Here is a 13050-nt window from a genome sequence, read left to right as displayed (position 1 = left end):
TTAGAGTACTTCCATCGGACTGTAGCGCAGCTTGGTAGCGCACCGTCATGGGGTGTCGGGGGTCGGAGGTTCAAATCCTCTCAGTCCGACCATACACCTAAAAAAAGAGAGCTTCGGCTCTCTTTTTTGCTTTTTGTTGTACTACCGCATCAGCATCATAATTTGAACTGTGATAAGAGCTTATCAAGCGATCCAGATAATGAGAGCAGATGTTGGCTCTCGCTGGCGACAGTTTGCGCGCCATGCTCACTCTCTTTGGTTAAATCGCCTATCTTAGTAATGTTTTCACTGATGTCTCGTGTGGTTACATCCTGCTCTTCCGATGCCGTCGATATTTGTTGGCTCATATCGCGGATCAACACCACTGACTCTGAAATCGCCAATAACGCTTGTTCTAAATCGGCAGAGAAAGTTTGTGTTTGATGTGCTTGATTGAGACTCTTCTCAATATCACTGAGCGAAGAAGACACGCCACTGTTCAGCCGTTCAATCATGCTATTAATGTCTTCTGTTGCATCCTGTGTGCGTTTTGCTAACGAGCGTACTTCATCGGCTACAACGGCAAAACCTCGTCCTTGTTCTCCAGCTCGAGCGGCTTCAATAGCCGCATTAAGAGCCAATAAGTTCGTCTGCTCTGCAATTCCTTGAATGATATTTAGGATATCGGTGATTTGATTCGCGTACTCTGCTACTTGCCGAATAGTCGTTGCGCTCGTTTCAACATTGCTACACAGCACTTGTAGGTTGGCAATCGCCTTTTGCGCCGTGTGACGACCACTTTCCACATGTTGGTTCGATTGTTCGGTTTCATTAGCCGCCGCGACGGTATTTTCTGTGACATGAGAAACCGTAGCACTGAGTTCAGTTGCGGCAGTGACTATCGACTCAACAGCGACTGTCTGCGTTTGAGTAATATCTAACGTTTGCTTAGAGAGATGGCGTAACTGTTTGGAAGAAGAGGACATCTCTTTAGCCTGACTATCAAGCTGTTTCATGATGCTGTGCAGCTTATCGAGAAAATGATTTAAACTCACAGCCAAACCATAGAACTCATCCTGCCCTTTTAGCTGAATACGAAAGCGCAAGTCACCTTCGCCACTGTTTAACTCGTCTAGGCAAACTTGTAGCGACTTTACGCGCTGTAATACCAAAGACGGCACGGTGATGATGCCTAAAAATATCAGCACAACGACCACACCCGTGCCCCACAGTTGCGTGGTATTTGACTCGTGTACTGTAGATGAAATTACCTGAGAAATATCATCAACCTGTTTTGCCTCGTAGACGCCCATCGGGTCGAGCAAATCTCGCGTTGCGTCAAATTTCTCCTCAACAGTGCTCAAGTAGAGCAGATCAGCCTGGGCAACCTGCTTGCTATTGAGCAGCGCTTGCACTTTTTCTGCATCACTTATCCACGCTAAAGCACTCGTGAGAAGCCTCTCTCCTTGCGCCTTATGTGTGCTGTCCTGCTGCAAGCTGATGTATTGCGACAAACGGTCTTTGACTTGAGCTGCGTTTGTTCGAAAATCTTGCTCATATTTGCTTTGATTTCCCGCACCATTCATTTGTGCACGCAGACCATTTTCCAATCCTTCCATCGCTTGATACATATCTCGGTCAACGTTAAGTAACAGAGACATTGCAGGGACATGAAAGCGAGTCGCCTGCTCAACCCCATGAAGTAAACTGCGTGAAGAAGTGGCGGTGCTATAACCAGTTAGAAGGGAAATAATAAAAACGAGGCCGAGCGGTAGGGATATTTTCCACCGCAGCGACAAATCCATAAACCAACCCATACGTTGTTATCCTTGTGTGTTGAATAGACCCAATTCCAGCTTGTAAGCCGTGTTATTTTTGTGTTCTTCACTCACATAGCAAGTGGTCGAACCACATACGTCATTCAAAATCAGTCTAGAACATTAATTTTTATTCAGCGTAATGATAATGAGAAATTTCTTATCTTTATGCGGCTAGACAATTCACCTTACGCTGCTAACATGACCAAAAATTCATTCCCAAAGGCGAACTCATGAGATTAGACAGTCGGTTATCGCGTGTCCTGCACGTACTTCTTCATATGAATAAAGATCGAAGTAACCCAATGACCTCTGAGACTATCGCCGCCATGCTTGGAACCAACGCTGCGGTGATTCGCCGCACTATGGCCGGAATGAGAAAAGCCGGGTATGTCACCTCTGAAAAAGGCCACGGTGGTGGCTGGCTACTCACTTGTGATTTCAGCCAAACCTCCCTACTCGATATCTATCAAGCAGTTGGTTCTCCACAACTGTTTGCGATGGGTTGCGACAACGAACACCCTAACTGTGTGGTAGAGAAAGCCGTCAACAACGCGATTCAAGATGCTTTTTCTCAAGCACAACAACTGATCTTTAACCGCTTTGCTGATATTTCTCTCGCTATGCTCAGTGACGATTTTATTGAACGTTATCTTGATGCGATTTCCTAAATAGCCGTACTTTTTGTCCCGTTGATTGCACTCGGTTATTCATGTAACTTTCAAAGTTACATGAATAACCGAGTCAAAAATCTATGCTTGAACTGTTGCAATCCCCTACAGCTAATGCGGTCTGGATATGTTTTATCATTGCATTAGCCTCCGCGAATATCTCAATCACAATCACCCAAACTGAGATCTTCCAACCACTACGTCTACTGGCTAACAAAGCTGGCCATATGATTGGCTATCTATTTCACTGCTTCTATTGCATGAATCATTGGGTCGTCATTGCTGCGATGTGTATTTATCAACCCCGCCTTATTACCAGTCCCTATCCTATCGTTGACTGGATAGTGACCACGTTTGTCACCATTTCACTGAGCGTTTTTCTTTCTGGTGTAGTGTTTAAAGTGTTTCTCACTGCAATGGCCAAAAAACTGCGGGAAGAAGAGATCAAACAGACAATGACTAAGTCATCGTAAACGTGGATCACACAGCTTAGAATTTGTGTGGCTGATACAAGAGTATGGTACTGTTTTTGCAATTCTATTCTTACACGAACAAAATCCCCAACAAAAGGAATTGAACATGGAAAAAACTACACAAAGTATCGACCGTTATGTTTCATTCGAAGGAATCAAATGCAATCAAAATGCCGATCGTTTGATCGGCATGCTTGAACACAACCTAAGCTTGCAAGCTGGCGACAATAAATGGCAGGTCTATTTTGCCGATAAACGTGCTCACCAGCAGCGCTGTGGCCACGATAACCTCCACTTCATTGGTAACCAAATGAACATTTTGTTCGAATATTTTACCCAATGTGATGACCAACCAGCATTGGCACTTTTGTATCAAATCGAACAAGAATGTTGTTGAGTTAATGACAATTTCACTGAGGCAGGAATTGAATTGGTTCAATTCCTGCTATTCGCTCCCTTGGCAAAAATGGTCCATCCTATTCTGACGAGGATTCTCTTCATCAGGAGATTGCATGAACTGGCTCTATTTTGTTATGGCGTTAACCAGCGGAATTGGTCTATCTGTCCAAGCAGCGGTGAATAGTCGTTTAAGTGTGGGGGTCAATGGACAACCCTTAATGGCGGCATTCATCTCTTTTACCGTGGGTGCCATTTGCTTAGGTTTGCTTGCATTAACTCAAGTGCAGTGGAGTGGCATGTCAGTCCAACTTGCTCAGCAGCCTTGGTGGCGTTGGACAGGCGGGCTCATCGGGGCATCGGTGGTATTTACCAGTATTTTTTTGGCACCACGTATTGGGATTACCAATGCGATGTTTTTATTTATTCTCGGTCAGTTGATTGCAGGTATGCTGATCGACAGTTTAGGTTTAATTCAGATGCCAATTAGACCGGTGTATTGGTGGAAATACGCTGGGCTTGCCATCATGCTCATCGGCTTAGCGCTGTTTATGTTCGGTGATAAATGGTTTGGACAGCGTTAGCAAAATTACCCCTTAAGTTGCATTTCGACTATACACATTTAGGCGCATAAGGTTATGCTACGACCTCTTATGTCATTGCTCGAAAAGGACATTCTTTTGAAAACGCCTCTGTTAATTAGTCTAGTTAGTCTCAGTGCATTATTGAGTTACACCGTCAACGCCGACCCTAAAACGCCAGGCACTCATCCGGGTTACACCACCGCAGAAATGTTGGCGAACGGTATTCCTAATGACCTTCACATGATTGATGTCAGCGATATCGAACATGAATTGCAAGGTAAATCGCCTATTGCGGTGGGATTTGACATCGACGACACCACCTTATTTAGTTCACCTGTTTTCTATCGTGGTCAGCAGATGTTTTCCCCTAATGGTTATGAATATCTAAGTAACCAAAAGTTTTGGGATAAAGCCAACTGTGGTTGGGACGCGTTTAGTATGCCAAAAGAGATTGCACAAAAGCTGATTGCGATGCACCAATCTCGTGGTGACGATATCTACTTCATCACAGGTCGTACGGCTTCTCCTTGTCACTTCACGACCGATTATCTGAAAAAGACCTTCCACATTAAGAAAATGAACGATGTGATTTTTGCCGGTTCCAGCCGTACGGTTTACACCAAAACTCAGTACATCAAAGCTCATAAAATTCAGATCTATTATGGCGATGCGGATGGTGACATTATTTCTGCACGTCAAGCCGGAGCTGAAGGGATTCGTGTGCTGCGTGCAGCCAACTCTAGCTATAAGCCGTTACCGAAAAATGGCTTGTACGGTGAACGTATTTTACGCGATTCTCAATACTAGCGAGAAATATTCAATCACCGCGTGCGCCTAACATTAAGTGTTTAACTATAGATGGTTAGCTACAACATTTATTGGTGACAAAGTAAAAAGCCCACTCCGAAGAGTGGGCTTTTACCAACGACGTCGTAGATTGGCTATCTAAGCAAAATCGGAACCTTTCCCTGACAACCGCAACCCTAATTGAACTGCAGGTATCGAGTAACATCAATTCAGCAAAGACTGAAATAAGCACTTAGAAATTTCAAATCCGACATAAAATTGAACACTCTAAGTACTCAATAAAACATTTCAGATGCATTTCTTATTTGCTAGATAACCCTCTATTTTTATGTATTTTATTTTTTATGTGCCAACTAACATTGTTAGTTTTATCTTCGTTCAACTAATGCAGCTAGATCGAAGCTTTTCTCGATAACCTACGATCACACAGTTATCGTGACCTCTATCCCAACTCTCTGTTGATGGGAGTATCTTACTGCCACTAAAGTGGTAGGCAAATCACTGAAACTAGGTATTTTGCTACCTAATTCAATCAATAACGCTAGTGAAGCGGTACTGTCGCCATCAAGGATGTTTTTCCCGAAGTCGACTCAATGGTTAAATTGCCACCGATCTTGGCGATCCGCTCTTGCATGCTATGCAAGCCTATCCCCATACTGGTTCCTTGCAGCGCCTGCCAATTAAACCCAACGCCATCATCTTCGATTGAGAGCACTAAAGTATCCTGCTCCCCATAACTGACGGTAACCTGTACAGTTTGAGCTCGGCTATGTTTGACCACATTAGTCAACGCCTCTTCAATAAAACGCCCAAGCGCCACGCACTGACTAGATTTAGGAGCAAGATACCAAGCAGAGGTGATATACCAACTGTGCTCTATTTCCAACTCATCAAACAAGTTACCAAAACGTTGTTTAAGAGGAGCAAGCCATGCTCTTGGCGATTCAGGAACCTGCATACTGTTATTAGCAGAGCTATCAAGTACTTGTCTTAAATCATCACGCATCTGCTTAAGTAAAGAGAGCACAAATTGTTGCTCTAACGGCCCCTGTTTTTTCTCAAAGAGCGCGATAGAGCGCACCAGTTCGCCACCAACACCATCATGTAAATCGTGAGAAAAGTTTTGCCGTAACTCATTCCGGGTAGACTCAATATCTTGTAAATGCGCTTGCGTCAATTGGTCGTTGAGCTCGCCACAGGCTTTCGTCACCGCCTCATTCATCTCCTCAGAAAAACGGGTCACACGCAGCATGTTATTGGCGACGCGCTTGGCCAGCAGGTATGAGATCATTACGGTAGTGACGATAGAACCATAGGGAATCAAAAGTGGAGCATCTTCGGCTCTCACATCAATCAAAACGAGATAATCATTAATTGCCATACCCATAAAGAGCAAATAGCAAAATGCGATCAGTTTGTGTTCCCTCTCTTTGCTACGAATGGAAACAGTAACGAAGGCGATTTGGTTCCCCAAATAGCCCAACATAAAGAGTGGTCCCCAAATATTGAGTAAGGTTCGTAGCCATGAATAAGGCGTCACCAACAAAATAACTGAGCTGACGGTAAATACCGTCCAAATGATCCTCTCCCATACAGGCCAGCGCTTGTTAATAAAGCGCCATGAGAAAATATTGGTGGTACAAATAAAGGCAGCCAAAAAGATAGCGTTGATTTTGGCGATCTGTAACGAAGAGTCAAAAGGTGCCCCCTCGGTCATTAATAGATGAGCACAAAAGCCGATCCAGCACCAAGTCTGCAATGCATACCAACCATTTGCGGTAGCCGACCGATAACTCCACCAGATAAACGTAAAAATGATCGCAAAAACGATCGATACGATTAAATTGATGAGAAACAGCGTTCGCTGCTGCCATACTAAATGACGATAGACATCGTATTGAGGCTGAGCTTCGCCGAAAGTGACTTTCCCAAGTCCAGGAGCTTGCTCTTTTAAGCCCACCACCCGAACCCAAACTTCGTTTTCGCCCGGAAGGACAGCAGACTGAGGAACAGTGAAATAGAGCGGCCGATTCCAACTGCGAGAGAGCGGCTCGCTGAAATGCTTATCACGCCACAGTAGGTGATCGTTAAATATGACCGCACCAGCCATACTGATGAAGCGAATAACAATGCCAATCGGTTGATGCTGAGTTTCATTGTCAGCACAGTGCCATTGCCAAGGAATTCGATACCAAACAACACCCGTGTACTCTGGCCAAATGGTGGACCAATTATTGGGTAAGGTAACCACTTGCGATGGAGCATCCATTGCGGGCGGAGTGAGAATGGCCATATCGGTCGGTTCTGAGCTTCGATAAGCTTGGACGTCACCTATTTGCACCGAGCATCGCTGATTGACTTGATTCACTGGAGCTTGTGCCCAAGCACTAGAACACACTAGCCATGCGCACAACCACAAACCAAGTAAGCTCAACCACTTCATTAGTGTAATAAACCATTTTCTCGTGCTGCTTTCACCGCATTGAGCCGAGATGTGACCGCTAGTTTACGATAGATACTTTTTACATGTGTCTCTACGGTGTAGCGGGAAATGGATAACTGGTTAGCAATCTCTTTATTCGACATGCCATCTGCCACCCATTCTAAAATTTCATGCTCACGACGGCTGAGCGGGGAATCCGACACTTCAGTTTCTACAGGTGCACGATTAGGTATCTCTTGCAAAATACGCTTAGCAATAAACGGATCTATCGGAGCACCGCCGCGAAGTGTACTGCGCACCCCCAACATGATCTCTAAATCATCACGCTCTTTAAGCAAGTAACCTGTAGCACCCGCTTGCAGGGCTGAAAAAATCGTATTTTCATCACTCCAAGCAGAAATCACTGTAATACCGGTATTGGGTTGAGTTTTATGCAACTGCTCAATAATATTGCGCCCGTGTCCGTCAGGTAAGCCAAGATCAATAAACGCATAATCCCATGAATACATAGGAATTATACGTAACGCCTCTTTTAATGTGTGAGCGCTATGAACCAGTAAGGATGGGCACCCCAACTGTTGCAATACTAACTTAATTCTATCCATGTAAAGAGGTTCATCTTCAACAATGAGAATAGTAAGATCTTCAATGCGAGGCGTTAATGGTGAAGTCATAATCCAATTCTAGTACCTTATTTGGAGCAGAATTATATACTGAACTCAGCACAATGATAATTAAATCATTATATCTCTATCAAAAATCTTATTTATGTTACATATCACCCTGTTCATTCTTCCATCAATAAACAAGTGCGTATACAACAATGATGTTGAGTCCATCCCAAGAGTCTCAGGTCAGCACGACTCGAGTATACGACGAGTTACTTATAGTCTCTGAAGCAAAAATAAATTTGATATTCCGCACAAAAACGTCGGTAATTATTATCTATAACTCAATTTTATTTGATATACAAGCACGTAAGCTGCAGATAATAAATGAACTAGATAATTATTTCAGAGATATGAACCCAATATATCAACCTAGAATAAATATAATTGACATATGCTTTATTGTATATTTCCAAATAGGAAAAAGGTTAAGTTTAATTCAATCGTAAAAATTATTATCTAACCAGTTTTATATTTCAAATTTCCATTTGTGAAGCATATTTTGCTTTAAGAGTGTACAGGCAATCGTTGTACTTAACATTGCTACCGTGTGTTCTCAATCTTAAGAACATAACGGCTAAAAAGAGACCGATGGGCAAACTCGTAAGATGGAAAATACAGTACTAGAAATGAAAAAACCCGCTGACAAGTCAGCGGGTTCTTCGAATGTGGCGGAGAGATAGGGATTTGAACCCTATTTTCACCCAATTTAAAACCCAATTAATCCCATCAAAAACAGTGTGTTATGAATTTTAGGCATGAAGGTTAATTGTCAAAATTTGCCAAAAATGTATCAAATGAATGTATCACTTTCAACAGATATAAAAAAAGCGCCTTTCGGCGCTTCGGAATGAGTCTATTGACTAGTATGTGCACATTGCATTTCGGATATGTAAGTTATTCTTACCAATAAGAAAATTTTGCCAATACAAGTAATGTTTTTTCAGGGTTGCAATATCGCTATGTCCTACGTGATCCGCTACGTCTTGGAATGAAATTCCAGCATTTACTGCATTTGTAATAAACGTATGTCTAGCGGGACGTACCCCTCGGAAATGAACATTGGCTCGATGAAAATAAGGTGCTAATTTTGTACAGAAATTTTTACTATCTCCCCAACAAGAACCGTCGGTCGGATTGTAAAATACAAATTTATCATTAAAAGTTTCGACTATTCTTCTTTCACGATGGCATTGAATCTCATATTCGTCAAAGTCATTCGAATCGACACATTGTTCGATTAGCAGCTTTGTAGCATCTGTAATCATAATACGCCTCTTAGATCCAACTGTTTTCGGGAATTTAAGATGGTTCAAACATATAGATTTATCGATTTCTAGATAGCCAGCCTCTTTGTTATAGCTTTTAGTTGTTAATGCAAGCAGCTCTCCCGGTCGAAGTCCTTCATTCACAGTAACTTCGAACCCTTCGACAACGCCACATCCATCCTTTAGTGCTAGTACAGCTGCGACTTCAGCTTTCGTGTAAGGCAAGATAAACTGAGTATCGTCATGTTTAGCTAGTTTTATACCCATTGAGAATGGATGGGAGCGGATATCTCTGCGCTTGTAAAAATGGTCAAACATCAATTTGAGAAAGGATCTCGTATTCTCCCTTGTCTTCGTGTTGTAACCTTGTCCTCTGATTTGGCTTAATTCCACCAAGATTACGTTTAAGAGATGCTCAATGTCGAAAGCTGTAATATCTTTTAGATAAACATTATCTAAGAGCGGATAGAGTCTATTCGCTATTGTTTTATAGCCAGCAATCGTTGAGGGTTTTAACGATGGACTTATTTCCACATAATTGACAAATCTCTTGATTGCAGTTTGAGCTGTTATTCTGCTTTCACGCTTTAAAGTAGTCATTTCATTCGCACTTATTAGAACTGATGAAGTTACTTTAATTTTGTTACTAACCAATTTGCAAATAATCCTTAAAAATCAAGTAATTATGATTAATTTTTGAGAAAAGGTGCTTTGATATTGAGATAGTTTGTGTCAAAAGTGATATTGCTGACTATTTAGTGAACAATTGAAAGGTAAGGTGGAGAATCATCCCCACCTTAAACGTCCGACTATTTCTGAATAAAATCAGGATGGATTATGTAGCCTTTAACGTCTTTAGTAGATGAATCAACAAAAATCCGAGCTTCCTTTATGTAGCCATGACGAAGAAGTACCTCAACAGCTTCATTACGTTGCTCAGACGTTTTAAAATTCTTCCAACCCTTGGTCGACAGTTGGCTTTTAGTGAACTGACCATCTAAATCTGGAAGATGCCTTAGCAAAATAGACGCAGGGCTTTGTTCCGTGTTAGCGCATTTAGCAGATTCTATGATTCGGTATGCATGGGAACGTAAATAACGCATCCAGATCATAGCCCTATTTAGGCTTTCTACACTTATTTTCAGATTTGGATTGAACACTGAATTGATAGATGATTTGCTCGCTTCATCAATTAGATGAAAAATCAGTGCCAGCTTCGCACAGTGTTCCGTACGCTTAGCATGGTATGACAATAACTCTTTTGACGAATTCTGTTCATCACGCAATGCTTCTTCTGACCATTTCGTCCATTTTGCTTGAGCCACATGGTCGAATTTGAACGCAAATGGATCGTGAGGTGTGTCGAGCTGTGCTAGTACTGAATAAACGCGAATAATCGATTGTTCAGCCTCTGGCGAAACTTTGAAATCTGTTAGGGTACGTTTTTTCGATTCTGGATAAACTGACATTTGCAAAACACGCTCAAGGAATCCGTCGTTCATTTTTCCGCACAATGCTGATTGAATCATACCTCGTAGCATATCTGGTTGGATTCCGCCTAACATATTGATAAATAGCTGTGGGAGAACGACATCATCTCGACCAATACGTCGTATAGTGTAACTGGTTCTCTTGGCGTTATAACCTTCAAGATAAATTGAACGTTCATGTGTACGAGCTGCCTGTTCGAAAATGGCGAGCAAACCGCTGGCTTCATCTCTTACAACCGCTAGACCTGAGGGAGAAGACTCTGCACAAAGGGTTAAAGCTTCAATAGTAGAGTCATTCACATAAATTTCTTTTTTATCGAAAGATTCAGGCTCTTTCAGAGCAATAATTTTGGCTTCAATTTCTGACATTAGGTCGTCATTATCTTCTTCAAACGCAGCTTCATATTGCTTATCAAGTCGAGCTTTAATTTTTACGAATTGCTTCATCTTTAATTGGTAAGATTTTTCTAAAGCGGCAATTTTCGGGGCAATGATCGATTTCTTTACTTTTTCGACGGCAGATAACGCAGCAAGAGGGCTGGAGTCTTTTTGTCAGATGCTTTACCTATCAGAAATGCCCAAAGGGTACAAGCGATAGACCATGAGTCATGTTTCTTCGGCTTTATTTCAGCATTACTTCCGATAATACTTGCAGACATCACAACCAAAGCGACAGCAAGATAATCCGGAGCCGTGTCATCTACACTGTACGATTTTTCGATAATGAATTGTCGAAATGCTTTAGGGAGCATTTCTTTTCTCAATTCTTTAGGTTTTGGCAGTGGATCAACGTCAAGTGGAATTGGGGTACCCCAACCTGTATTACCTGTATTACCTGTACCATTGGTATTTGTTATTTTATTTTCTACAACTCCAGTTGTAGATAGTGTTAGTTGGTTCTCATTGCGAGATGTATTGCTAGGTATGTACTTTGTAGTCATGATTTATTTTTATTTGTTTAGACTTAAAGTTGTTTATTTACGTGGGCAATGCAAGTGTTAGGAGAGTATTTTTTCTGATTATTTTTTAATGTAATGAAAATGAATGGAAATTTATTTCACTTACATTTTTAGGGAGTTCAGAGGGGACCCCTTTGGCAAGTGGCAAAACTAATAGGGAAGAATTCACTAAGTTTGCCCATCTTGACTACGCGACAATTAATATAATATTTGATTCCTGTTTTTGTAAATCATATTTTTTAAATAAAGACATGATCAAAAATTGGACTGTTATTGCTGAACCAGCAAAGTGTGTAATCGCAAGAGAGCGATATTTGAATGACAAACATCATAAGAATCACACATATACTGAAAAAATAAAAACTATCTTTGGCGACGAAAATCATTCGCTTAATATGATTCGTAATTGCGAAAAATATAAACTATTTTTAGCACAAAAAAGAAAAGGTGGTCGACCACCTAAACCTGCGATTGAGTTTGTTATCTCGCTTCCGAAGGGGATTCGTCCCAGCAATGAACAGTGGCGTTCTATGTTCAATATGGTCATGAGAAATTTAGCTCGATCTTTAAATGTTGACTCCAAGAGCTTAGTTCCAATTGTGCGTGCTGTTTTGCACCAGCAGAACCAAGACAAGGAGTTAAAAGGGGCTGGTGATCATATACATATCCTTTTGGGGAAATTCACTAACGACCTAGTTTATTTGCGAGATTTGCAAAGAAAATCAACGACTAGACTGATTAAACAATCTTTTAATGTCGCAATGATTAAAGTGATGAACATCAGTAATCAAGATTATCAACCAGTAAAAGAATATAACGGATATGCAAAGAAACGAGCTCCTGCGTGGTCAGTTAAAGCTGCCCGTGAGAAAGAAAAACTTTCAGAGCAGAACAAAAGACTAATACGTATTATCGGGCAAGCAAAAAAGTGGCTAGAGGCGTATGAGTTACAGAATATTAAGCAAATGAACCGTCAATTGAATCGTATCAATAAAGAGCTCAATGAATTAGAAGATATTTCATGCGATGAGACAGATCAAGCCACAATAGAACTGATATCAACTTTATTTATGAATATTGATTCTAAACAGAAAAAATATAACTTAGGAAATAATTTAAAAAATAAATTTGATTTCCCTAAATTATAAAAATTATACTTTAAATAAAGACTATGAGCAGATTTTTAACAGTACCATCTTTGATTAATAATGTAGTAACAACAGAAGTAAATGAACGATTAAATAAATTAAAAGAAAAAACGGGCATAACCTTTGATAATAAATGGGTTAATGAAAAAATAACTATAAAACTAGCTAAATCATATAACCTAACTATAGAAAATAATGTTGTATTAGATGCTAATAAAAACGATGTAGTATCAGAAATTGTAGGGGGTATAGTAAGTTCCATTTTAGATGATAAAGATGAAAACATTCCGTTCCCTTTACCTTAAATATTTTAGTTTAATTAAAAACATAACCCATATGTAACGATA

Annotated in this window: 13 protein-coding genes and 1 tRNA gene; 8 read left to right on the top strand and 6 right to left on the bottom strand. The window is 40.9% G+C overall.

Annotation, left to right across the window (positions count from 1 at the left end):
* The first annotated feature begins 15 nt into the window (after positions 1-15).
* A tRNA-Pro gene (locus tag OCV11_RS04825) sits at positions 16-92 on the top strand.
* A 63-nt stretch (positions 93-155) separates the two neighbouring features.
* On the opposite strand, the gene OCV11_RS04820 is transcribed toward OCV11_RS04825, so the two are convergent.
* Entirely contained in the window at positions 156-1796 is a 1641-nt protein-coding gene (locus OCV11_RS04820; RefSeq protein ID WP_261895332.1) for a methyl-accepting chemotaxis protein, read from the bottom strand.
* Positions 1797-2029: 233 nt separating this feature from the next.
* Here OCV11_RS04820 and OCV11_RS04815 point away from each other — a divergent pair, with 233 nt between their 5' ends.
* The 5 genes from OCV11_RS04815 to aphA all read left to right on the top strand — a co-directional run bounded on the left by OCV11_RS04815 (position 2030) and on the right by aphA (position 4727).
* A complete protein-coding gene (locus tag OCV11_RS04815) occupies positions 2030-2467 on the top strand; it encodes an Rrf2 family transcriptional regulator (protein WP_261895331.1) in 438 nt (145 codons plus the stop codon).
* An 83-nt stretch (positions 2468-2550) separates the two neighbouring features.
* Positions 2551-2940 carry a DUF1360 domain-containing protein gene (locus OCV11_RS04810; RefSeq protein WP_261895330.1) on the top strand — a complete coding sequence of 130 codons (390 nt, stop codon included), beginning with the start codon at positions 2551-2553 and terminating at the stop codon, positions 2938-2940.
* Positions 2941-3046: 106 nt separating this feature from the next.
* A complete protein-coding gene (gene cowN, locus OCV11_RS04805; RefSeq protein WP_261895328.1) occupies positions 3047-3337 on the top strand; it encodes a N(2)-fixation sustaining protein CowN in 291 nt (96 codons plus the stop codon).
* A 115-nt stretch (positions 3338-3452) separates the two neighbouring features.
* Complete coding sequence (locus OCV11_RS04800) at positions 3453-3920, top strand: DMT family transporter (protein ID WP_261895326.1); 468 nt, start codon at positions 3453-3455, stop codon at positions 3918-3920.
* 96 nt (positions 3921-4016) lie between these two features.
* Positions 4017-4727, top strand: coding sequence for an acid phosphatase AphA (aphA, locus tag OCV11_RS04795; protein ID WP_261895325.1), 711 nt, complete (start codon positions 4017-4019; stop codon positions 4725-4727).
* Positions 4728-5268: 541 nt separating this feature from the next.
* On the opposite strand, the gene OCV11_RS04790 is transcribed toward aphA, so the two are convergent.
* From OCV11_RS04790 to OCV11_RS04770, 5 genes are all read right to left on the bottom strand, one after another.
* A complete protein-coding gene (locus OCV11_RS04790; RefSeq protein ID WP_261895324.1) occupies positions 5269-7170 on the bottom strand; it encodes a sensor histidine kinase in 1902 nt (633 codons plus the stop codon).
* Positions 7170-7844 carry a LuxR C-terminal-related transcriptional regulator gene (locus OCV11_RS04785; protein WP_261895323.1) on the bottom strand — a complete coding sequence of 225 codons (675 nt, stop codon included), beginning with the start codon at positions 7842-7844 and terminating at the stop codon, positions 7170-7172. Before OCV11_RS04785 ends, OCV11_RS04790 begins: the two co-directional genes overlap by 1 nt.
* 857 nt (positions 7845-8701) lie before the next feature.
* Positions 8702-9706 (bottom strand): tyrosine-type recombinase/integrase, encoded by a 1005-nt coding sequence (locus OCV11_RS04780; RefSeq protein WP_261895322.1) that lies wholly within the window; start codon positions 9704-9706, stop codon positions 8702-8704.
* Positions 9707-9915: 209 nt separating this feature from the next.
* Positions 9916-11076 (bottom strand): YfjI family protein, encoded by a 1161-nt coding sequence (locus OCV11_RS04775; RefSeq protein WP_261896228.1) that lies wholly within the window; start codon positions 11074-11076, stop codon positions 9916-9918.
* A gap of 23 nt (positions 11077-11099) precedes the next feature.
* Positions 11100-11537, bottom strand: coding sequence for a hypothetical protein (locus OCV11_RS04770; RefSeq protein ID WP_261895321.1), 438 nt, complete (start codon positions 11535-11537; stop codon positions 11100-11102).
* A gap of 152 nt (positions 11538-11689) precedes the next feature.
* Between OCV11_RS04770 and OCV11_RS04765 the strand changes: the two genes are divergently transcribed.
* Both OCV11_RS04765 and OCV11_RS04760 read left to right on the top strand, forming a co-directional pair.
* A complete protein-coding gene (locus OCV11_RS04765; RefSeq protein ID WP_261895319.1) occupies positions 11690-12703 on the top strand; it encodes a hypothetical protein in 1014 nt (337 codons plus the stop codon).
* Positions 12704-12726: 23 nt separating this feature from the next.
* Positions 12727-13008 carry a hypothetical protein gene (locus OCV11_RS04760; RefSeq protein ID WP_261895318.1) on the top strand — a complete coding sequence of 94 codons (282 nt, stop codon included), beginning with the start codon at positions 12727-12729 and terminating at the stop codon, positions 13006-13008.
* Positions 13009-13050: the final 42 nt, after the last annotated feature.

This window comes from Vibrio porteresiae DSM 19223 (assembly GCF_024347055.1).
Lineage (GTDB): Bacteria > Pseudomonadota > Gammaproteobacteria > Enterobacterales > Vibrionaceae > Vibrio > Vibrio porteresiae.
The sequence above is the reverse complement of the archived record's forward strand: the minus strand, read 5'-3'. Positions and strand labels throughout refer to the sequence as shown.

What these genes read in the sequence shown, in the direction of transcription:
- OCV11_RS04820 (WP_261895332.1), bottom strand. Translation starts at nt 1,796, where the DNA reads ATGGGTTGGTTTATGGATTTGTCGCTGCGGTGGAAAATATCCCTACCG.
- OCV11_RS04815 (WP_261895331.1), top strand. Translation starts at nt 2,030, where the DNA reads ATGAGATTAGACAGTCGGTTATCGCGTGTCCTGCACGTACTTCTTCAT.
- OCV11_RS04810 (WP_261895330.1), top strand. Translation starts at nt 2,551, where the DNA reads ATGCTTGAACTGTTGCAATCCCCTACAGCTAATGCGGTCTGGATATGT.
- cowN (WP_261895328.1), top strand. Translation starts at nt 3,047, where the DNA reads ATGGAAAAAACTACACAAAGTATCGACCGTTATGTTTCATTCGAAGGA.
- OCV11_RS04800 (WP_261895326.1), top strand. Translation starts at nt 3,453, where the DNA reads ATGAACTGGCTCTATTTTGTTATGGCGTTAACCAGCGGAATTGGTCTA.
- OCV11_RS04790 (WP_261895324.1), bottom strand. Translation starts at nt 7,170, where the DNA reads ATGAAGTGGTTGAGCTTACTTGGTTTGTGGTTGTGCGCATGGCTAGTG.
- OCV11_RS04785 (WP_261895323.1), bottom strand. Translation starts at nt 7,844, where the DNA reads ATGACTTCACCATTAACGCCTCGCATTGAAGATCTTACTATTCTCATT.
- OCV11_RS04780 (WP_261895322.1), bottom strand. Translation starts at nt 9,706, where the DNA reads ATGACTACTTTAAAGCGTGAAAGCAGAATAACAGCTCAAACTGCAATC.
- OCV11_RS04770 (WP_261895321.1), bottom strand. Translation starts at nt 11,537, where the DNA reads ATGACTACAAAGTACATACCTAGCAATACATCTCGCAATGAGAACCAA.
- OCV11_RS04760 (WP_261895318.1), top strand. Translation starts at nt 12,727, where the DNA reads ATGAGCAGATTTTTAACAGTACCATCTTTGATTAATAATGTAGTAACA.